The organism is Blastopirellula sediminis, from assembly GCF_020966755.1.
GTDB lineage: Bacteria > Planctomycetota > Planctomycetia > Pirellulales > Pirellulaceae > Blastopirellula > Blastopirellula sediminis.
On record NZ_JAJKFT010000010.1, the window covers coordinates 3,449,774 to 3,470,730 of the forward strand.

A 20,957-nucleotide genomic window follows, 5' to 3' on the forward strand; every position below is an offset into this window, starting at 1 on the left:
AGCGTTCCCGATTTTTGTTCAAAAAGCCTTTCATAGTAAGTAATTAGCCACGTGGCCGACGCTCCCCACGCATTTCAAAAATGCCTCTCGCCTGACTGCGGAAAAACCTACGACATCGGCCAGGTTCTGGTTGCTTGTCCCGCTTGCGGCGAACTGCTTGACGTCAAATACGACTGGGACAAGGTAAAGCCCCCAAGCAGTTGGAAAGAGATCGAAGCGAACTGGTCGCGTCGCGATAACCCGCTCAACTTCAGCGGCGTCTGGCGTTTCCGCAGCTTGTTCCCCTACGCGTCGGACGAGCAGATCGTCACCTTGGGCGAAGGGCAAACGTTGCTGCAGCAGACCGATCGCGTCGGTCAGTACGTCGGGCTCGATTCGGGCAAACTTCATCTGCAGTACGAAGGGATGAACCCTTCCGGCAGCTTCAAAGACAACGGCATGACCGCCGCGTTTACGCATGCCCACATCGTTGGCGCGAAGCGGGCGGCGTGCGCTTCGACCGGCAACACCAGCGCGTCGCTGGCGATGTACTGCTCGGTCACCCAATTGATGAAGGCGGTCATCTTCATCGGCTCGGGCAAGATCTCGTACGGCAAGCTGTCGCAGGCGCTCGACTACGGCGCCCTGACGCTGCAGATCTCCGGCGACTTCGACGACGCGATGGCTCGCGTGAAGGAAGTGACCAAGGACCTGGGGATTTACCTGGTCAACAGCGTCAACCCGTTCCGTCTGGAAGGGCAAAAGTCAGTGATGTTCCGCGTGCTCGAAGCGCTGCGCTGGGAGCCGCCGGATTGGATCGTCGTCCCGGGCGGAAACCTGGGTAACTCCAGCGCCTTCGGCAAAGCGTTCGCCGAATTGAAAGAGCTTGGCCTGATCACGCGAATTCCGCGTCTGGCGGTGATCAACGCGGCTGGCGCCGATACGCTCGACCAACTCTACAACAACCACAATTTGCGCTGGAATGGTGGGCGCTTCGATCAGAAGGTGATCGACGGCTACTACAAGAACATGGACGAGACCGGCGCCAAAGCGTCGACCTTGGCCAGTGCGATTGAAATCAATCGTCCGGTCAACCTGACCAAGTGCTTGCGAGCGCTGCACGACTGCGACGGCGTCGTCCGCCAGGTGAACGATCAAGAGATCATGGACGCCAAGAGCCAAGTCGGCGCCGGCGGCATGGGTTGCGAACCGGCCAGCGCCGCCAGCGTGGCCGGCGCCAAGATGCTGCGAGAAGAAGGGGTAATCGCGCCGAGCGATCGCGTCGTCTGCATCCTGACCGGGCACCTGCTGAAAGATCCGAACGCGACGGTCGCCTATCACACGACCGACCAGGACTACTTCAATCAAGTCCTGGGAAGTCGCGGCGTCAAACGAGCGGCGCACGCGAATCGCGCCGTGGCGGTCAAGAACGAACTGGACGATATCGTCCGAGCTATCCAGCTTTACGGTTAATCGAAGCGGTTCAATCCGGGTGGCACTGTTGGCTTGCCCAACAGTGGGCGCCTGATACCGACTTTCCACTGCTGGACAAGCCATCAGTGGCACACGGCGTTTCGTTGCCAATCGCTCACCAGCTGTTCCACGACAAACGTGTGATTCATGCACATTCATTGCCACGCAGACGTGGCAACGGCACCCCAGTACCAGATCAAACAGAGTTCATCGGAGTATAGAAGCTATGAGCGCACCGCGCGTGGTGATCAGCGGCGCCGCTGGTCGAATGGGGCAACGTTTGATTGCGCTGGGACATCAAAATCCCGGCATCGAGCTGGTCGCGGCGCTAGAGCATGACGGCCATCCCAGATTGGGCGAAGACGCCGGCGCGATTGCTGGCGTCGGGCCGATCGGCTTGCCTCTCTCGTCGAAACTGGAAGTCTCGGCCGACGCGCTGATCGACTTCTCAGTTCCCGCTGGCGCCGATCGCGCGATCAAGCTGTGCGTCGACAACAACATCGCCCTGGTGATGGCGACGACCGGTCTGACCGACGAGCACAAAGCGGCGCTGCACGAAGCGGCCAAGAAGATTGCCATCGTCTGGGCGCCCAGCATGAGTCTGGCGGTCAACCTGACGATGAAGCTGACCGAAATCGCCGCCGCCTCGCTGAAGGACTATCCCGGCGGCGCCGACGTTGAAATCGTCGAGCGACATCATCGCTTTAAGGAAGACTCGCCGAGCGGCACCGCGCTGAAGTTCGGTGAGATCGTCAAATCGCAGATGGGACAAACCAAAGAAGCGCACGGCCGCGAAGGTCGTCCCGGCGAGCGTCCTCATGACGAGATCGGCTACCACGCCGTTCGCGTTGGCGACAACCCGGGCGAGCACACGATCATCTTCGGCTTGCTGGGCGAAACGATCGAACTGAAAGTGGGCGCCAGCAATCGCGATTGCTACGCGAACGGCGCGCTGAAAGCGGCGCAGTTCGTCGCCGGCAAACCGGCCGGGCTGTACACGATGGCGGACGTCCTGGGACTGTAAATGGCGAAGTGCGACGAAGGGTACAACTGCGAAGTGTGCGGCCGCCCGGTCGAGAAGCTGACCGAGAGCGACCTCTATCTGCGGTACGTGATCGGGATGCTTGACCCGGAAGTGCTGCACACGACGCCGGAACGCCACATTCGTTGCAACCCAGTCCTGGCTCAGTTCGTCGTCCATCCGGACTTTCCGCCGGTCGTCGCCGAGGGAGACTTCGCGAAGTCGAATCTCGATCCGGCGTTCGTCGCCGAGCGGGAAAAGTTAGCGACTCGCGGTTACGAACGGTTGCGAGAACTGGTGCAAGTAAATTTGCCAATTGTCGACTATCCTTTGCCCGAAGTGCGGGCAAAGTATGCGGAGAGCCGCGGAAAGTAAAATGCTCTGCGGTTTGCGCGCAGATTCTACAAGAGCCTTCGACGAGGATCAGGCATAATGAGCGATAACGCTTGGTCTTTCACATCTTCAGCTTCGTCGGAGGGTCGCTTGAACGCCCCCAATCCACTGCCGCGCCGTCAGTTCGCCAGCGATAACTACGCAGGCGTCATTCCTGAAGTCTGGGAAGCGCTCGAGCATGCCCGATTTGGTCATGCCCCTGCGTACGGAGATGATCCCTGGACTGCGCGTGCGTCCGACTTGCTGCGTCAGTTTTTCGAGACCGACTGCGAAGTCTACTTCGTCTTCAACGGTACGGCGGCCAACTCGCTCGCCTTGGCCTCGCTTTGCAACTCGTACCACAGTGTGATCTGCCACGCGCTCGCCCACGTCGAAACCGACGAGTGCGGCGCGCCGGAGTTCTTCTCCAACGGTACGAAGGTTCTCTTGGCCGATGGCGCCAACGGAAAGATTGATCCAGACTCGGTCGAAAGCATCGTCAATCGTCGCAAAGACATCCACTATCCAAAGCCGCGCGTCCTGAGCGTCACCCAGGCGACCGAAATGGGTACGGTCTACCAACCGGATGAACTCGCCGCGCTGTGCGACGTCGCCAAGCGGCATGACTTGCGAGTCCATCTGGACGGCGCCCGGTTGTCGAACGCCTTGGCTAGTTTAGGAAAAGCCCCGGCCGACGTTACCTGGCGACTGGGGATCGACGTCCTTTGCTTCGGCGGCACAAAGATCGGCATGCCGGTCGGCGAAGCGGTCATCTTCTTTGACCATGACCTCGCCAACGAGTTTGAATACCGTTGCAAGCAGTCAGGGCAGTTGGCCTCGAAGATGCGTTTCCTGTCGGCGCCCTGGATCGGGCTGCTCGAAACGAACGCCTGGCTGAAGCATGCCAAGAACGCCAACGCTTGTGCGGCGGCTCTGGGAAAAGCGGTCGAGTCGATCGAAGGATTGTCGCTACTCGCGCCCGTCGAAGCGAACGCCTGCTTCGTGCATTTGCCGGAGAATGTTGCGGCGGGACTTCGTGAGCGAGGCTGGAAGTTCTACAACTTCATCGGCAGCGGCGGCGCCCGCTTCATGTGCTCGTGGGATACGTCGATGGATGACGTGAACGCGCTGATTGATGATCTGCGTGAGCTGACGAAGTAGGGTCCGCTCTTCGGACCACGAATCGCGAATCCGCTAAACACTAGCCCGCAGCGCAAGCGAGGGAATGTGCTCGCATTCTAGTGGCGCGTAGCCCCATCAAAGTCGCTTCGAAACGAATCATGATCGCTAGACGCATTCCCTCGCTTGCGCTGCGGGCTAGTGTTAGGCGTTTTGTGCAGCGAGAGCGAGTGCGCCGTGGACGACCACTAGTTCGCCGAGCGCCGCCGGGACGATCGCGTAGCTGTCGGCCAGCGGCGGGAAGACGAACCGCCGGACTTGGGCGCGCAGCGGGGTGAAGAAGAGTTGGTCTCCCATCAGCGAGACCCCGCCGCCGACCACAATCACTTGCGGCGCGATTAGCGTGACGACCTGGGCGATCGCCCAGCCGAGCGCCTGGGTGCCATGGTCGAGAATGTCGCGGGCCAATTCATTGCCATCCGCGGCAGCCTGGCCGATTAGCTTGGCGGTCAGTTGGTCGAGATCATGGTCGCAGCGGAGGAGCAGATCACGCGAGAATTCGTCGCTGGTTTGTTCGGCGATCGGCCCTCGTTCGCGGGAAAGGGAGAGGGAACGGGAAACGTCTCCCATCAGACGGGAGCGAGCTTCGGCTGCAAGCCCCCAACCGCTGGCGATTGATTCGACGGTGATCTCGGCTCGATCGGCGTGCATGCCGGGACGCATGTGCCCAATCTCGGCGATCGCCGGACGATCGGCGCCAAACTGCTTTCCTTGATAGACGAAGCCGCCGCCGACTCCAGTGCCGACTGTGACGTAGAAGACGCTGCCGGCGCCCTCCCCTGCTCCGTAGGTCGCTTCGGCCAACGCGGCAGCGTCGCAGTCGTTGCAGATCGACGTCGGCAAGTTGAACGTCTTTTGACACCAGTCACGCAGCGGGAAGCGGTCCCAGCCTTCAATCTGATGGCTCTTGGCGACAATGCCGGTTTGCGGATCAACCGGGCCGCCGAAGCCGACGCCGATGCCGACCGGTTTGTTCTTTTGCAGCAAGCGATGCGTGGCGGTTTCGATCTGGTCGAGAATCCCAATCGCGCCACGATCAGGCTGCACATCCATTCGCTCTAAAGCGACTGGATCTTGTCCCGGCTCACCGATAACGACTTGCAGTTTGGTACCGCCGATCTCGATTCCGAGGAACATGTTGGCTTCATCTCCTCGGAACGCAAGCGGCTTACGCGGCGTATCGACCGACGTGATTGATGCGGGCGAAGACGTCGTTCAAGACCCAGTGGAACAAGCAAAGATGAATGCTCTCGACCATCCCCATATCGTCGGTCGGTACGTGCAGGCTATGCTGGGCGAGGTCTTTCAGCTTGCCGCCGCTATAGCCGGTCAGGCCGATCGTCTTCAGACCATGGCGATTCGCCCAGTCGACGGCGTTCAGCACATTGGCGCTGTTGCCGGATCCGCTGATCGCAATCACCACGTCCCCTTCCCCGCCGTAGTTCATCAACTGCTGCAGGAAGATTTGATCGTAGGCGAGGTCGTTACCGACCGCCATCAACCAACCGGCGTTATCGGTCAGGCTGAGCACCTTTAGACGCTTCCGCGACTCGTCGCCAAGGTCTTTTTCGTGCAGCGTGCTTTTCCCCAGGTCTTCGGCCATGTGGCTGGCGGTTGTGCCGGAGCCGCCGTTGCCGAAGATGTAAACCCATTTCCCATTTTCCCAGGCCTGATAAATCAGATCGGCCCAGTTCTTGATCGCAGCCTGATCGACTTTCGCGATCTCTTGTTGCAAGTGGGAGATGTACGCGGACGTATCTAGTTGGGCGCCTAGCATGACGGCGTTTACTCTAAATCTTCGCTGGGGGGATGGTAAAGAATCGCAACCGGCAGCATGATCAGCACGGTAAATGCGAACAAATAGCAGCGAGGCCACTCGAAACTTAGCAATATTTTGTCAAACACGCCATAGAGGACGCCGGAGAGCAAGATCGCGACCCAGTTGGCCCGGCTCATCTCGGCGATCACTTCCCCTTTCTGCGACAGGGGCGCCTTCGCTTGCAGGTAGACCTGGATTGGGACCGAGAACATCCCGGTGCAGGCGCCCAAAACGACCAAAACCGGCAAGCTTCCCCAGTAGCCGAGCAAGTGCCCATGATTGGGGCCTGGCAGCGCCAATAATGCCAGCGATGCGCTAATCCCCCAGGCGCCGGTCTGGACGATGCGGAAGTTGATTTGCCCTTTCGACAAGAGACCCGCGAGCAGGCAACCGCAGGCGATACCGACGCCGATCAGCCCGTTCATGATGCTGGTTTCGGTGTCATTTAGTTTCAGCTGCACCACACCGAGCGAGTTGACCGATTGCTGCACGATGCCGGCACAAAGCCAGAAAATGCACGAGGCGAGCAGCGCCTTCAGCATCGGCGGTCGAGCGCGAAACAGCTTGATTGCGCTGGGAGGAATGGTGCAAGCGCCGACCGTTAGCTTGGCGTTGGGCTTAGCCGGTTCCGTTTTGCGAACCAGCAACGACGTCAGCGTTCCGACGATGGCGATCACGACGCAGATCGCGGATCCAATCCAGAGCTGGTTGTTCGATTCGGCGCCATCTCCCGTCAGCTGATCACGCAGCACGCCGGCGGCGACGGTGCCGAAGATGATCGCCAGGAAGGTGGTCATCAGGAAGATGCCGTTCGCTTTGGGCAAGTCATGTTCGTGCAACATCTCGGGCAAGATGCCATATTTGGCGGGGCCGAAGAACGTGCTTTGCGCTCCCATCAAAAAGAGGACGACGAAGAGCCCCGCGAAGCCGAACATGCCGAAGTACCAAAAGCCGATCACCCCCAGCAGCATCGCGACGATCTCGGCGACCTTCGAGAGCACGATCACGTTGGTCTTCGAATACTTGTCGGCCAAGTAACCGGCCGGTCCGGCCAGCAGCAAGAAGGGGAGCGAGAAGATGATCATCGCGATCCCTTGCAGATCCTGGCCAGTGCCGTCGACCGCTTGGGCGACTCCCATCAGCAGCAAGAGCTGCTTGAAGACATTGTCATTGAACGCGCCAAAGAACTGCGTGATCGTCATCCCCCAAAAGCTGACGTCGCGCGAGAGCGGCGGCAGGTGCGTGGGGTCTTCGATCCGCAGTTCCGAGGTTTGCGGCGATTCAAATCCTTCCAACGATTTATCCATAGCCGGCATTATGCGGAAAGGGGCCGAGCGGGGATAGGCGAAATGCGCAAAGAAAGAGCGTTCCCCGGCTGCGGAAAACGCTTTTTCCAAAGTTTCTTACGTGACAGCCGCCAGCCTATTCGGGGGTTTCGCCCAACTGGACCAATTCCCCTTGTTCGGCCGCCATCTCGCGGATCTGTTCGGTAATCTTCATCGAGCAATACTTCGGCCCGCACATGCTGCAGAAGTGGGCGCTCTTGAAGGTATCCTGCGGCAAGGTCTGATCGTGGTACGCCTTGGCGGTCTCGGGATCGAGCGACAAGCGGAACTGTTCGTTCCAGTCGAAGCTGAAACGAGCGCGGCTCAGCGCGTCGTCGCGATCCTGGGCGCCGGGACGCTTGCGAGCGACGTCGGCCGCGTGGGCCGAGATCTTGTAGGCGATCACCCCTTGCTTGACGTCTTCGATTTCCGGCAAGCCAAGGTGTTCTTTCGGCGTGACGTAGCACAGCATCGCGGCGCCATGCCAACCGGCCATCGCGGCGCCGATGGCGCTGGTGATGTGGTCGTAACCAGGAGCGATGTCGGTCACCAGCGGACCAAGGACGTAGAACGGAGCGCCGTTGCAGATTTCCTGCTGACGTTCCATGTTCATTTGGATCTGGTCGAGCGGGATGTGGCCCGGGCCTTCGACCATCACTTGCGTGCCGAGTTCCTGACCGCGCTTGGTCAGTTCCCCCAGGACGTCCAGTTCGGCGAATTGGGCTTCGTCCGAAGCGTCGGCGATCGAACCGGGACGCATGCCGTCACCCAAGCTCCAGGTGACGTCGTACTGACGCATGATTTCGCACAGGTCGTCGAAGTGGGTCAGCAGCGGGTTCTGCTTGCGGTGAGCCATCATCCACTTGGCGATCAGCGAACCGCCGCGGCTGACGATGCCGGTCACGCGGTGCGTCGACAGGTGCAGATGTTCCAGCTTGATGCCGCAGTGGACGGTCATGTAATCGACCCCCTGCTTGGCCTGATGTTCGACCATGTCGAGGAAGTGCTGCGGGCGCATATCTTCGATGTTGCCGCCCAGCTCTTCCAGCATTTGGTAGATCGGGACGGTGCCGATCGGAACCGGGCTGGCGTCAATGATCTGCTTGCGGATGTTGTCGATGTCTTTGCCGGTCGACAGATCCATCACGGTGTCGGCGCCGAAGTGAACCGCGGTGTGCAGTTTCTTCAGTTCTTCTCCGATGTCGCTGGTGACCGCCGAATTGCCGATGTTGGCGTTGATCTTGCAGGTGGTCGCTAGGCCGATCCCCATCGGTTCGAGCCGTCCCGCCAGGTGAACTTTGTTCGCGGGAATCACCAAGCGGCCGGCGGCGACTTCGTCGCGTACCAGTTCGGCGCTGATGTTTTCGCGCTTCGCAACGAACTCCATCTCAGGGGTGATATTGCCTGCACGGGCCTGAAGCAATTGCGTGGTCATGCGTTACCCAATCCTTGCTGCGGCGCGCCTAGCGCCGAAATGTAGAAGCCTCACTCGAAGAGTCGTAACCGGATGCGGCGATTCGACTTCGGTAAAAGAACATGGTATCGGTCGAAGGCCGAGGGTGTCAATCTGGCGCAGGAGCGCCGAACGGGGCGAATTGGCCGTTTTTACAGAGTTTTCAGGTATTCGAGCACGGCCCGCTTTTCTTCCGGCGTCAGCTCGTCGGGATAGTCGTGCCCGGCGGCGCTTTTGCCGTAGTTACGCGTGTCGAAATAGTTGCGTCGCTCGTCGCGCCGTGTGACCTCTGGCGGCATCCTGGCAAACTCTTTGACGGTCAGGCCGACACGCTGCTGATCCAGCTGGCCACTGGTCCGATGCCAGACGGTCGGCCGCTCGCTAGGGTTCAGCACATGCCATAAAGTCGGAACCGACCCATTGTGAAAATAGGGAGGCGAAGCCCAAACGCCGGCAAGATGCGGGGCGACGTATCCCGCCGGATCGTCGACCGTTTTTGCGCCTTGGTTGTACTCGTTGAACCAACTGTCGCCGTATAGTTTGCGGTCGGCCGGCGAGAGCGCCTCGTAACGAACCGGATCGGTTCCCAGTTCTTCGATGTCGACGACGATCGATGGATATTTTTCCTCGGGGCCATACTTTCCATGGCAGCGAGCGCAGGTCTTTTCGAAGGCGATTCTCCCCTGCTCCGCCAAGCTCTTGTCGACTTCGTACGGATACTTGGGCGCCTTGATCGATTCGAGGTAGGCGTAGACGTTTTCAAAATCCTCCTGCCAACCGCGGAATTTCTCCGGGCCATTTTCGCGGGCGAGCGCAAATTGCATCAGCCCTTTGACTCCCTTCGGAGCGAAGGCGTCGCAGTAGATGTAGTCCTTCGCCGCGAAATTCCACCAGGCGGGGGCGTCCATGTCATGATGCTTGGTCGGCATGAAGTCCGCACTGCTGTGGACATTCAGGTCGGCGTCACGGAAGGCCATCAGAATCACGCCGAACATCACCGCGTTGGTCGTGCCGTTGGTTCCCCCCAGCGGCACCACGGCCGAGCCGTAGTCCGATTTCAACAGACGCTTGCCCATCAGCATCTTGGCGTAGCGAATGTCGTCGGCCAACGTTTGCATCGCATAGCGATGATTGGGGGCGCCGGGGATTACCTGACCGGCGACTTCTCCCCCATGACAGGTAAAGCAGTTGGGGGTCCAGAGCCCATCATCCCCAACGACATATTGCAGCGGCTTGTTGGGATTGTCGGGGCGAGGAGTGAGCCCGTACCGATCGTACGCCATCCGCTTGCGCTCTTCTGGCGAAGCCTTCTCGGCCAGCTCTTTCAGATCCTTCGGCCAGACGCGCCACGTGTTGTCGAAGGTCTCCTGATCCCAATAGGGGGAAATCAGCGGCTTGTCGACGATGACGTGATAGCCCTTCTCTGGATCGCCAGCTAGCGACAGAGAACTGCCGCAGAGGAACAGCAACAAGCCAAGAGAAATCAGGCGAAGTTTCATACCAACTACCATAACGCGCAGACGATCTTCTTCCTTTCCCGACCGCAGGAGAGCTTGAATTATAACCGGCGGTGAAGCGAAGGGAGGAATAATGGCGAGGGAGTCGCAAAAGCAGTACCCAGTTCGAGGCTAGTTGGTTCCGCCAAAACGGACCGATTCCCCGAGAAAACCACTCGCCTGACTTCACCCGGCAGGCACAACCACAGACCGAAGCTACAAATCCCTCCTCCTATCTGCGTACATCTGCGCGAATCTGCGGTTTAGCATCTTCCCCTAGGAGTTTTTGGAACCGCAGATGAACGCAGATTTGCGCAGATGGTAGTTGATATGGTCGCCATCTGTTCGAGGTCGCGGACCCAAAGCGTAGGGAAGAGCGATCGATTCCTGGAACGCAAAGCAACGGCAGAACATTTTTGGTTCTAGACTCATCCCCCCAAAAATATCTCTTATCTGCGTTCATCTGCGCAAATCTGCGGTTCAAAACCCTCTCTTCGGAGACGTTGGAACTGCTGGTGAGTTGGATTGGCGTAGATGGTTGTTGATGAACCGTTTGTATTCGAGTTGGGAGGTTGCAAAGTTAAATAGGATCGCTCGACCGAAGCCGGTCGCCTTTAGGTAGTGTAGGACTTGCGCATCCTCAATTTCCGACAGTTTTTTGATCGCCTTCAGTTCGACAATGATCGAACCAAAGCAGACGAAATCGGCTTTATAGGGGGCGGATAAGGAAAGCCCTTTGTAGAGGATCAGAATCGATTGTTCACGGACGTAGGGCACGTTTCGGTCGATGAATTCCCGTTCGAGCGCATCCTGGTAAACCCCCTCCAGGAATCCGCATCCGAGTAGGGAGTGAACTTCCATCGCCGCGCCGATGATCGCATAGGTTTGCGGATCGCGCTGGCTCGCCAGCTCGTTTCGACTTTTATCTGCGTTCATCAGCGCACCTCTGCGGTTAACTTCTTGCCTCGCTTCCTCACCAACGCTTTTTCTGCCGCTTCGGCCGACGTTTGCGCTCTTTCCGCGTGGAGCGGACTGGACTCGCCGGCTGCTTTTTTTTTCTCGACCGCTGGCGGCGATTCGAGTGGACTGGACTCCAAACTTATTTTTTCGAGTTGGGCGAGGATGGCGGCTCTTCGCCGCGGAGAATCGTCGAGTGGACTCTGCGGTGAAGTTTTTTCGTCGTCCGACGGCGATGGTTCGACTCGGTTGCCCGAGACTGCTTTCGTTGCGGGCGGATCGACTGGACTCGGCGGCGATTTTTTTTCGTTGGCGGCGAGCAACTCGGCGGTCGTCATGGTTTGGAAATACTGGTCGATCGGCGAGTTGTGGACTCGGCCGAAGTTTTTCGGTTCGGATGGATCGATCAGGCGATAACGCGATTCCGAGGATTGGCGATTCGGATCGGCCGGCGTGATGAAGGTAATCTCGCCCCCGTCGATCAGGCCATCCCACGCAATGCGAAACTTGGCGCCGCTCATCCCGGACCATTCGCGGATGCGCAACTTGGTCGCATCGGCTGGCTTGATCCGCTTGAGGACGGCTCGCACCTTTCGCTTGAGATGCTCTTCCAGCGACGCTGCCGCAAGTTCGGCGCTTTCCTGCTCGACCGACGCGCGATCGCGGAGCGTCACTTGATCGGCTCCTTCCTCGATGTCGACGCCCCACAATCCGCTCTGCCCGGCGTCATTGCCATGCGTCAGCCAGAGTCGCTGTCGATCGGTCCCCGGCGTAAACGCTTCGCGGCGATTCACCAAGAGCCATTGCCGCGCGACAGCGCCGCACGGAGCGCTCGCCAGATCGGACGTATCCATGGTGCGCGGCCGTAACTCTTTCCGCGTGCGGGCGCAAACGATCGGCGTCGCGCCAGCCGCCAGGCAACAGCGAACCAGGCTGCGGAGCTGGGCCGTTTCGGCTTTGGGAGTGGACGCCGACGTTAAATCGGCCGCGTCGATCAGGACCACTTCCAATTGATGGCGCTCGATCCAATCGCTCAGCCGCCGCAGGTTCACCGGTTCGCCGGGGCTGATCAGATTGAACGCCCAGACGATCCGATCGAGCGACGGCGGATCAACGTCGGCCGCTGCGCTGCTGCGCCGGGCGGAATTGGCGACGACATCCTGCGTCTCTTCGCCGCCAACAAAGCCGACCTGAAAGGCTCGTTCGGCGGAGAACTGCCCCAGAAACTGACCTCCGCTCGCCAGCGCCGCGCAGAGATCGACGGCAAGCGACGTTTTCAAGCAGCGACTTGGCCCCAAAATCACCGCCGCTTGCCGCTGGCGCAACAGGCCGGAGAGTAGCCACTGCGGCGGCGTTTGCCGCGCGAGCAGTTGGGAAATCGTCAGCGACTCGAGCGGTTCCAGCTCAGGCGGATCGAGCGATTCGCCAACCGGAAACGTCTCACGTAGGCTGGGTCGAGACCCGGCTCTTGCGAGCGTAACGTGCTGCGCTGGGTCTCGACCTTCGAATTACCCACATCTCAATAAGCAACGCTATCGTAGCGTTGCTTAACCGAAGACTCGGCTTGACTTACGGTTTTCACGCCTTGTTGAGTCTCAACAGAGTCGGAATCGTGTAACTGATTGAGCTATTTGCGGTTCTGTCAATTGTTGTTGAGATGTGGGTAAGAGTGAGGTCTCGACCTTCGAATTACCCACATCTCAATAAGCAACGCTATCGTAGCGTTGCTTAACCGAAGACTCGGCTTGACTTACGGTTTTCACGCCTTGTTGAGTCTCAACAGAGTCGGAATCGTGTAACTGATTGAGCTATTTGCGGTTCTGTCAATTGTTGTTGAGATGTGGGTAAGAGTGAGGTCTCGACCCAGCCTACCAGGACTACAACTTTCGGTTGCGATTACGGACATTGCAATCTTCTCCCTTCGGTTGGCCGTCGGCGCGTACGGAGAGCGCCGCCGAAAACGGCTTCACCAAAAAACTACTCTGCCCTTGGCCGGATCCCCCGGCCAAACGCCCCACGTAATCAGAACCCGACGCATCCTGCCGACGCCGGTGGATGGAGAAAGGACTTTGCCAATCGGAGGTAAAACTCCGGATGGGCGTGCCTGTACAAATTTATACTAAATATGGGGTGGTGAGTCAACCAGTTTTGGGGAGGTAAGGCGCCGGGCATTTCTGCTAGTCTGAATAGACATCTTCCGAACCCTCCCAAGTCCATTGTCAAAGGCCTCCCGATGCGATCCGCCCCTTTCCTCTCCTTGTCGCTGCTGCTCGTGTTGGCGATTTCGACCTCGATCCATGCCGCGGAACCGACCCCGCATTCGTTGCCGGAGGTTCAAAAAACGCTCAAGGAAAAGAAGGGGATCTTGCTCGACGTGCGGGAGAAGCAAGAGTGGGACCGAGGTCACATCGACGGCGCCGTTCTGATGTCGATGAGCGTGCTGCAAGACGACGACGTGGCGGAGACGCTGAAGTCGCTGCCGAAGGACAAAGTGATCTATACGTATTGTGCGGTGGGACGTCGGGCGGCGTACTGCGCCACGCTGTTGGCCGAACAAGGCTATCAAGTGCAGCCGCTGAAGTTGGGCTACAAGGATTTGATTGGCGCCGGATTCCCGCAGGCGATGGAGTAGCGGCGAAGTGCCGGATGATTTTCCTGAGTGGGCGGCCTACGCCAAGCCGAGCGTCACGCTAATCGGTCTGATTCTACTCTGGACGTGGGAGTCGTTTCATCCGCTGGTGGAGTATCGGCGTGGTCGCTGGTCGCACGCCGCGCGGAACGTCGTCATCGCGCTGATCAACGCGGCGATGCTGGCGATCTTGTTCGGGACGATCACCGTGGCGGTCGTTCAGTGGGGCCAACTGCGACAATGGGGACTGCTGCCTTGGCTGGCGGCGCCGCCGCTGTTGAGATTCGCGCTGGCGATCGTGCTGCTTGATTTCTGGATGTACGTGTGGCATCGGCTGAACCACCGCGTCCCCCTGCTCTGGCGATCGCACCGGATGCATCACGCCGACTTTGCGATGGACGTGACGTCGGCGACGCGATTTCATCTGTTTGAGCAATTGGCGGCGGCGACGCTACGGCTCGGCGTGCTGTTACTGCTGGGGATTGGGCTGCTGGAGTTGCTCGTCTACGAGACGCTGGTCGTGGCGATCACGATGTTTCACCACGCGAACATTACGCTCGGTTGGCTCGATCGGCCGCTGCGGTGGCTGATCGTCACGCCGCGATTCCATCAGATTCATCACTCGCGCGAGCGGATCGAGACGAACTCGAATTACTCGGTTCTCTTCTCGGTTTGGGATCGGGTGTTCGGCTCTTATCAAATGCGCGGCGATGCGGAGCCGGTCGACTATGGGCTCGACGAATTCGACGATGATCGTTGGCGGTCGCTCTTGGGGATGTTGCGGATGCCGTTCGCTGCGCTAGTCGGCGACGTCATCCCCGAACAGGATCATCCCAATGGCGAACAGCGAAACGCCGATCGCGCCGGCGAGATAGCCGGCATGCAGTTTTTGGGTCAGGTCGGGAATGCCGAAGCTGACGCCGAACAGGACGACGGCCGCCGCGGTCCAGGCGAATAGGCTAAGTCGCCATGAGCCGAAGAAGGCGGAGCCGAGCAGCACCAGCCCGGCGACGCCTGCCGCAAAGCTGGAGACGAACTTCGCCATATCGGCAGTGACCATCGGCAGCTCCAGCGTCTGGAAGGTTCGCTGGGTATCGAGGGCCGACGCCAGGTCGCCGCTGAACAGTTCATTCTGATGGAGCCAGAGGGTGCAGCCGGCCAGCAGTAACGCGCCGACAAGGATGCGGAGCGGCGCGCCGGTAACCAGGGCCAGCGGCATCGCCAGCAATCGCTGGGCCGAATTGATGGAGGAGGTCGGCTGGGGAGTGCGAGCCTCGCTCAGCAATTGCTTCATCCGGCTGCGGCGCAGGGCCGCCGCTTTCCGCGGATCGAGCGACGCGGCCTGATCAGGATCATACGCCGTTTCCCGCTGATGGATCGCTTCGTCGACCATCGCCTGAGCGGCACGGGCGGCGACCTCTTCCGCTTCGTCTTCCGAAATCCCTTCCGCTTGCAGGCGTTTCGCTTCGATCGCGGCCAAGTGACGACGCTCGCGAGCTTCTTTGGCGGCAAGAATGCGGCGATCGCAGAAGCGGATGATTGGATCACGCCACGCGGCGAAGGTTCGATTCTTTTCGGAGTCGCCGGTGCGACTCGAAAAGTCGCGAGCATGGATCTTGGCCTGATAGCCGAAGAGTTCTTCAAACGCTTCTTCCCAATCGACGCCCGCATATTTGACGACGAAGGTGCGGAGCTCCGATTCGTCGAGGCCGCGGAGACGGAGCGACTTGAGCAGTTGTTCGATTTTTTCCCTCGCCAGCCGGCGTTGCTTGTGGAGGAGTCGATCGACCGTGAAGTAGTAGGCGGCCGCGACGGCGACCGCCAGCACGGCGCCTCCGGCGGCGGCCAGAAGTGTGCCGGTCGCCATCAGCAGCAGCGCCGCCAGCATCGCCCCTCCCAGGTATTTCACCCAATCGAGCAGCGACGAAGAGAAGAGAAACTGACGCAGTTTGCGATAGAGAAAGTTGCCTGACAGGATGCCGGAGGTCGTGAGGTAAGCCAGCGGCGTGACGATCGCCATCGTGAGCGCGGCGACAAATGCGCTTCCCATGCCGAAGAGGACGCCGCCGAGCATCACGGCGACCAGGATGCCGGCAAAAGCGAGTAGACAGGACTTTCGCAGCGGGCCGGCCGACGCGGCGTTGAACTGATTGACGCCGGCTTCCAGCATCTCGACATGTTGCTGTCCCGGCGAGAAGGAGCCGGTTGGTCCCATGCCAAGGTATTCTTCCAGCTTGCGAATCACTTCGGCCAGACTCGACGCCCGCTGGTCAGGATCTTTGGCGACCATCCGCATTGTGACGTCGGCCAACTGTTTCGGCACATGCTTGGCGACGGCGTCCGGACGGACGATCGGCTCTTCGAGATGCTTGGTAATGACCTCCAGCGCGGTGGCGCCGTCGAATGGCGGTCGCCCGGTCAGCAACGCGTAGAAGGTGCAGCCGAGTGAATATATATCGGCCCGATGATCGACGCTCGACGCGTCGCGGGCTTGTTCCGGCGGCATGTAGGCGGGCGTTCCCATCGACATGTTGGCGACGGTCGTGCTGGCGCTCCGTTTCTTGAGAAGTTCTTGATCAACGTCGCCGCCGCGCGATTCTTCTTCGTCGGGAAGCTTGACCAGACCCAGGTCGGCGACCTTCACCACGCCCTGGTTGTTGACCATCAAGTTGTCGGGCTTCACGTCGCGGTGGATGATGCCGCGCTGGTGGGCGAATTGCAGACCGCGGGCCGCTTGCAGGATGTAACCGACGGCGACGTCCCGATCGAGTCGGCCGGTCTCTTTCAGCACGGCGCCGAGCGATTGCCCGTCGACCAGTTCCATGCTGAAGAAGTGGACTCCTTCATCTTCTCCCATGTCGTAGATCTGTACGATGTTGTGATGCGTCAGCTGAGCGGCGGCGTACGCTTCGCGGGTGAAACGCGAGATGAAAACCGGATTGGAGGCCCACTTGGCCTGGATCGTTTTGACGGCGACTTCGCGATCGAGCGACTTTTGCCGCGCCAGATAAACGGCCCCCATGGCGCCTTTGCCCAAGATGCGAATCAGCCGATAGCCGGCCAACGATTGGGGCATCGGTTGTTCGGCGGCCGATTCCTCTTCGTCCGCTTCTTCGGGCAAGACGGCGGCGGTGGCCAACGTGACGACGGCGCCGTCAAGTTCGGTCGGACGATGGGGCAGCGTTTCCGAGAACTGTTGCGGCTCGACCGGGGCCGGAACGAAGTCGTCCGATTCTTCGGGCTCGTCATAGTTGGGACGGCCGAGGACCGGTTCGTCCTCCTCTTCCTCGTCCTCCTCCTCGCCAGGAGTGACGTGGGTGATCGACTCTTCGTCGTCCGATACGAGTGAGTATTCGTCGCCAGCGAAGGTTTGCAGCGCTTCGCTGTCGCTATCCGCCGCGTGTCCGTTTGTCGCGTGGAACGGCAGCGCGTCCTCCTCGTCATCGTCTAGTCGCGTCGCTACGGGAAGAGTCGCGGATGCGTCGATCGCCGTCACGTGAGTCGCGGGACGATTCCTCTTTTTCATCCCCAGCGACTCACGCATCTCCTGGCGGATTTCTTTCAGCGTCTTGACGACCACTTCTTCGTCGGCGGCGTCATCGGAAGGAACGCCGACATAGAAGAGCTGCCGGCAACTGCGACATTGCGGGCGGTAATGTCCCATGGCGATATTCGTCACTTCCATCGACGATCGGCAATGAGGACATTTCAACCACATAGGTCATTCGCTAAAGACGACGCGACGACAGCTTGCCCGCGGCTGGGAAAATAGGGACGCCTGCGTCGCCTAGAATAGTCGATGGGCATGAAGAAAGCGTGAAGCTCAGGCGTCGACTCGGACTACGCGACCGTCAAAGAGAATCGCTGCTCGCCGCAGTGGAAGTAGCCGCCACGTCCAATATTCAGTTCTTTAATACGAAGCCAGATGCCGTTTAGCGATTTGGCGTCGTCAATGATCCAACGCCCCTGCTTGTCTTGATAGATGCGGGCATGTTGTGGACTGACGGTCGGATCGTTCACCAGGATCGAACATTGCACCGGATCGCTGCCGATCCAATGTTCCTTCTTGGTCAGCTTATGGCGTTTGCCGTTGCCATCGTAGTTAATTTCCTGCAAACAAGGAACGAGCTCATCCATTCCTTCCTGGGCTACGTCAAGTAGTTCTTTTTCCCCTTGGATCGTTGCGCCGATGTTTCCGTCGGCCCGCGGTGGGATTTGTCCAAAGCGTTTACCGCCGATCATCATCACCTGATTCGGCTTGACGATGATCTGCGTTGCGCGGACGAAGGTGCCATTGGTCGAACCGAGGTCGCGCAGCACCCAATCAAAGCCGCCGGGGCGTTCGCGGCGCTGAATTTCTAGATGCCGACTGGAAATTTGGCTGTCGTGCGGGATGATAAGATCCCCTTCAGTTCGTCCGATGATGAACGAGGATTTTCGGATCCGAATTACATCTCCAGTTTCGGCGCCGTCGTCGTAAACGATCAACTTGGCCATCGGCGGACGGAGCGTGGGACGATAGCGGGCGACCTCCGAGCTGCGACCTTCGTCAATCAGGGCATCTTCTTCCCCGATGCCAAACAAGGTCGACTGTCCTGGATGTTTCGATGACATGTTCGCGCGTTTCAGGTGAAGCGAAGTTGAATTTTGGAAGACGACGTTTGGGCCTGAGGCGTCTATTTTAGTGACGAAAATCAGACGGGGATCGTTCGTTTATCCTCCGTTCATGGTAACTTCATCATTTTGACACGTGCGACAGACCTGTGGATAGAGTGGAACTGACAATAATTGGCGGCGGCGCCGCTGGGCTGATGGCGGCGATTTGGGCTGCACGCACCAATCCTGATCGGCGGATTGTGGTGCTGGATGGGGCTGCTCGACTCGGGGCGAAAATCTTGATCGCCGGGGGCGGTCGCTGCAATGTCACGCACTATCAGGTCACGGCCGACGACTTTTGCGGCGGAAGTCGCAACGCGATCAAGAAGTTGTTGGCTCGTTTTCCGGCCGAAGCGACGGTGGAGTTATTCGCAGAACTGGGCGTTCGACTGAAACGAGAAGAGACCGGCAAACTCTTTCCAACGACCAATCGCGCCCAAACGGTCCTCGACGCTCTGATCAACGAGGCTCGCCGCTTGAACGTTTCGATCCTCACCAAACGCCGCGTCACCCGCTTGGCCAAAAATGAGGATGGGACATTTTCGATCAGCGGCGAGTGGGGGGAGATCGTTTCGCCGCATGTGATCTTGGCGACCGGCGGGAAGAGCGTTCCGAAGACCGGATCGGATGGATTTGGCTGGGAGTTAGCGAAACGACTTGGCCACACGCTGACTCCGCGGATTTTTCCAGCGCTAGTTCCGCTCGTCGCGGCCGACGATTGGCGTCCCAAAGAACTCTCCGGCGTAAGTCTCCCGGCCGAACTCTCGGTCCATAGTGGATCCGGCAAACGACTGCGGAGCGTGACCGGCGACTTGCTCTTTACGCATCGCGGTCTATCGGGACCGGCGGTGCTCGATATCAGTCGGCACTTTCTCGACGCGCTTCAAGACGATCCGCAAACCCAGCTGAGGGCCAATTGGCTGCCGGGGGAAAAGAGCGAAGAGTTTGATGCAGAGTTGCAAGCGTTGGGGCCTGCAAGCATTCGAAAGCTGCTCCGCGAAAAACTGCCGGCTCGGTTGGCCGACTTGCTGCTGGAGCTGGCCGAAATCGATCCCGAACGAACCGGAGACCAGCTGGATCGCGCCGCCCGGCAGCGGCTGGTCCGAATGACGACGGCGATGGAAACGCCGATCGTCGGTAATCGCGGTTTCGCCGTCGCCGAAGCGACCGCCGGCGGCATTCCGCTCGATCAGATCCAGCTGAAGACGATGGAGTCGCGCGTTTGCCCAGGGCTGTTTCTCTGCGGCGAAATCTGCGACGTCGACGGACGCATCGGCGGATTTAATTTCCAATGGGCCTGGTCGAGCGGTCACGTAGCGGGGGTTTCGGCCTGATAAATACGGTCGACCGCCGTTGGTCGTTATAACCGGTACGATCGCCAGGTGGTTCGCGGCAGTTTGCTACGGGAAAGCCCGTGCGAAGCTTGAAATACGACATATCTTTGAACTATGCCGCTTGCGCGTTAACGGCGATAGGCCCGCGCAAAGAGAGGATCGTGACTCATCGGGAAGAAGGAGAGTGCCGGCATGACGGTGGCGACGCTCAAAGTGTTGAATGAAGAGGCGCTGGATATCTTGATCCAGCGAGTAGAGGAGGTCTCTTCACTTCCCCAAATTGCCATCCAGGCGATGGGGATCGCAAGCACGGAAGAATCGAGCGCATCGGACCTGACGGCGGTAATTGAGTGCGACGTCGCGCTATCGGCTCGCGTGCTGAAGCTCGTAAACTCGTCGGCGTTCGGTCTGCGAAATAAGGTTACCAACCTCCAGCAAGCGATCGCCTACCTCGGCATGAAGCAAGTGCGCAACCTGGCGATTACGGCCAGCGTGAGCGAACTGTTTCAAGGGGGGGACAAGATCGGCCGCTATAGTCGATCGGGACTTTGGGAACATATGGTCGCCGTCGGAATTGCGGCCCGCATGTTCGCCAAGAGGCATCGCATCGGCGATCCAGAGGACGCGTTCATCGCGGGTCTCTTGCACGATCTAGGGATCGTGATTCTGGATCAGTTTCTGAACACCCGCTTCGAGATGATGCTTTCGGCGATGACCGCGCAACAAGTGCAGGTACGCTGGGAGCAGCAATACTTCGGCTTCGATCACACCGAATTTGGCGAGCGAGTCGCTCGTCACTGGAAGTTTCCAGAACCGGTGATCGACACGATTCGCTATCACCACATGGCGGGCGTCTATCGCGGTCCCAACTCGCAGCTGATCAAAGCGGTCGAAATGGGAAACATGGCGATGACCGAAGTCGGCATCACATCGCTCGGCGCCAAGTACAACCGACTTTCGATGGCCGCTCTGAATAACTTCGACATGACGATCGGCGACTTGTCGCGGTTCGGCGAAGAGGTGAAGGTCGAGCTGACGAAGTACCACGATTGGCTCGTCTATTAGTCTGAGCGAATCTTTTCTCGACCAATGCAAAGGCCGCCGTTTGCCCGAAAGGGAAATGACGAGGCTCGTCAGGCGAACGGCCAGATCACCTGTGCAAAAGGGACGGAGACAATGAGAATCGACTTCGATTTTTAAACGCTACTTTCGGCATAGATAAAAGCAGTGGGAGCGCTCTCTTCGCCCCTCTGGACGCTTGGCT

General features: G+C 59.3%; 16 protein-coding genes and 1 pseudogene. 8 read left to right on the plus strand and 9 right to left on the minus strand.

The annotated features are described in order from the left end of the window. Positions 1 to 51 precede the first annotated feature (51 nt). The 4 genes from thrC (at position 52) to LOC68_RS25640 (ending at position 4,006) form a co-directional block, all read left to right on the plus strand. Positions 52 to 1,452, plus strand: coding sequence for a threonine synthase (thrC, locus tag LOC68_RS25625; RefSeq protein WP_230224382.1), 1,401 nt, complete (start codon positions 52 to 54; stop codon positions 1,450 to 1,452). 226 nt (positions 1,453 to 1,678) lie between these two features. Next, on the plus strand, positions 1,679 to 2,476 hold the full coding sequence (gene dapB / locus LOC68_RS25630) for a 4-hydroxy-tetrahydrodipicolinate reductase (protein ID WP_230224384.1): 798 nt from the start codon (positions 1,679 to 1,681) through the stop codon (positions 2,474 to 2,476). Beyond that, positions 2,477 to 2,848, plus strand: coding sequence for a hypothetical protein (locus LOC68_RS25635; protein WP_230224386.1), 372 nt, complete (start codon positions 2,477 to 2,479; stop codon positions 2,846 to 2,848). Between the two features lie 108 nt (positions 2,849 to 2,956). Beyond that, complete coding sequence (locus tag LOC68_RS25640) at positions 2,957 to 4,006, plus strand: threonine aldolase family protein (RefSeq protein WP_230224388.1); 1,050 nt, start codon at positions 2,957 to 2,959, stop codon at positions 4,004 to 4,006. Between the two features lie 162 nt (positions 4,007 to 4,168). Here LOC68_RS25640 and LOC68_RS25645 read toward each other — a convergent pair whose 3' ends face one another. The 7 genes from LOC68_RS25645 to LOC68_RS25675 form a co-directional block, all read right to left on the minus strand. Further along, the gene (locus tag LOC68_RS25645; protein ID WP_230224390.1) at positions 4,169 to 5,161 is read right to left on the minus strand and encodes an ROK family protein; all 993 of its coding nucleotides are present in this window, start codon (positions 5,159 to 5,161) and stop codon (positions 4,169 to 4,171) included. Between the two features lie 31 nt (positions 5,162 to 5,192). Beyond that, the gene (locus LOC68_RS25650) at positions 5,193 to 5,801 is read right to left on the minus strand and encodes a D-sedoheptulose-7-phosphate isomerase (protein WP_230224392.1); all 609 of its coding nucleotides are present in this window, start codon (positions 5,799 to 5,801) and stop codon (positions 5,193 to 5,195) included. Positions 5,802 to 5,809: 8 nt separating this feature from the next. Then, positions 5,810 to 7,150, minus strand: coding sequence for an MFS transporter (locus LOC68_RS25655; protein ID WP_230224394.1), 1,341 nt, complete (start codon positions 7,148 to 7,150; stop codon positions 5,810 to 5,812). Between the two features lie 115 nt (positions 7,151 to 7,265). Beyond that, positions 7,266 to 8,603, minus strand: a complete 1,338-nt coding sequence (thiC, locus tag LOC68_RS25660) for a phosphomethylpyrimidine synthase ThiC (RefSeq protein WP_315858772.1) — start codon at positions 8,601 to 8,603, stop codon at positions 7,266 to 7,268. 170 nt (positions 8,604 to 8,773) lie between these two features. Next, a complete protein-coding gene (locus tag LOC68_RS25665) occupies positions 8,774 to 10,120 on the minus strand; it encodes a c-type cytochrome (protein ID WP_230224396.1) in 1,347 nt (448 codons plus the stop codon). A 477-nt stretch (positions 10,121 to 10,597) separates the two neighbouring features. Further along, positions 10,598 to 11,053: a GxxExxY protein gene (locus tag LOC68_RS25670; protein WP_230224398.1), complete on the minus strand. Its 456-nt coding sequence runs from the start codon at positions 11,051 to 11,053 to the stop codon at positions 10,598 to 10,600. After that, a complete protein-coding gene (locus LOC68_RS25675) occupies positions 11,053 to 12,477 on the minus strand; it encodes an AAA family ATPase (protein ID WP_315859006.1) in 1,425 nt (474 codons plus the stop codon). Before LOC68_RS25675 ends, LOC68_RS25670 begins: the two co-directional genes overlap by 1 nt. Positions 12,478 to 13,307: 830 nt before the next feature. Here LOC68_RS25675 and LOC68_RS25680 point away from each other — a divergent pair. Further along, positions 13,308 to 13,706, plus strand: a complete 399-nt coding sequence (locus tag LOC68_RS25680) for a rhodanese-like domain-containing protein (protein ID WP_230224400.1) — start codon at positions 13,308 to 13,310, stop codon at positions 13,704 to 13,706. A gap of 175 nt (positions 13,707 to 13,881) precedes the next feature. After that, positions 13,882 to 14,385, plus strand: a pseudogene (locus LOC68_RS28390) (sterol desaturase family protein); the annotation flags it as partial. A gap of 117 nt (positions 14,386 to 14,502) precedes the next feature. Here the strand turns inward: LOC68_RS28390 and LOC68_RS25690 are convergent. Beyond that, on the minus strand, positions 14,503 to 17,421 hold the full coding sequence (locus tag LOC68_RS25690) for a serine/threonine-protein kinase (protein WP_230224403.1): 2,919 nt from the start codon (positions 17,419 to 17,421) through the stop codon (positions 14,503 to 14,505). 122 nt (positions 17,422 to 17,543) lie between these two features. Then, on the minus strand, positions 17,544 to 18,317 hold the full coding sequence (locus LOC68_RS25695) for an FHA domain-containing protein (RefSeq protein ID WP_230224406.1): 774 nt from the start codon (positions 18,315 to 18,317) through the stop codon (positions 17,544 to 17,546). Positions 18,318 to 18,475: 158 nt separating this feature from the next. Here LOC68_RS25695 and LOC68_RS25700 point away from each other — a divergent pair, with 158 nt between their 5' ends. Both LOC68_RS25700 and LOC68_RS25705 read left to right on the plus strand, forming a co-directional pair. After that, positions 18,476 to 19,693: a BaiN/RdsA family NAD(P)/FAD-dependent oxidoreductase gene (locus tag LOC68_RS25700; RefSeq protein ID WP_230224413.1), complete on the plus strand. Its 1,218-nt coding sequence runs from the start codon at positions 18,476 to 18,478 to the stop codon at positions 19,691 to 19,693. Positions 19,694 to 19,885: 192 nt separating this feature from the next. Further along, on the plus strand, positions 19,886 to 20,758 hold the full coding sequence (locus LOC68_RS25705) for an HDOD domain-containing protein (RefSeq protein ID WP_230224415.1): 873 nt from the start codon (positions 19,886 to 19,888) through the stop codon (positions 20,756 to 20,758). Positions 20,759 to 20,957 lie beyond the last annotated feature (199 nt).

Excerpts from the sequence above, each read along its gene's own strand:
- dapB (WP_230224384.1), top strand. The coding sequence starts at position 1,679 with ATGAGCGCACCGCGCGTGGTGATCAGCGGCGCCGCTGGTCGAATGGGG.
- LOC68_RS25635 (WP_230224386.1), top strand. The coding sequence starts at position 2,477 with ATGGCGAAGTGCGACGAAGGGTACAACTGCGAAGTGTGCGGCCGCCCG.
- LOC68_RS25645 (WP_230224390.1), bottom strand. The coding sequence starts at position 5,161 with ATGTTCCTCGGAATCGAGATCGGCGGTACCAAACTGCAAGTCGTTATC.
- LOC68_RS25650 (WP_230224392.1), bottom strand. The coding sequence starts at position 5,801 with ATGCTAGGCGCCCAACTAGATACGTCCGCGTACATCTCCCACTTGCAA.
- LOC68_RS25655 (WP_230224394.1), bottom strand. The coding sequence starts at position 7,150 with ATGGATAAATCGTTGGAAGGATTTGAATCGCCGCAAACCTCGGAACTG.
- thiC (WP_315858772.1), bottom strand. The coding sequence starts at position 8,603 with ATGACCACGCAATTGCTTCAGGCCCGTGCAGGCAATATCACCCCTGAG.
- LOC68_RS25665 (WP_230224396.1), bottom strand. The coding sequence starts at position 10,120 with ATGAAACTTCGCCTGATTTCTCTTGGCTTGTTGCTGTTCCTCTGCGGC.
- LOC68_RS25670 (WP_230224398.1), bottom strand. The coding sequence starts at position 11,053 with ATGAACGCAGATAAAAGTCGAAACGAGCTGGCGAGCCAGCGCGATCCG.
- LOC68_RS25680 (WP_230224400.1), top strand. The coding sequence starts at position 13,308 with ATGCGATCCGCCCCTTTCCTCTCCTTGTCGCTGCTGCTCGTGTTGGCG.
- LOC68_RS25690 (WP_230224403.1), bottom strand. The coding sequence starts at position 17,421 with ATGTGGTTGAAATGTCCTCATTGCCGATCGTCGATGGAAGTGACGAAT.
- LOC68_RS25695 (WP_230224406.1), bottom strand. The coding sequence starts at position 18,317 with ATGTCATCGAAACATCCAGGACAGTCGACCTTGTTTGGCATCGGGGAA.
- LOC68_RS25705 (WP_230224415.1), top strand. The coding sequence starts at position 19,886 with ATGACGGTGGCGACGCTCAAAGTGTTGAATGAAGAGGCGCTGGATATC.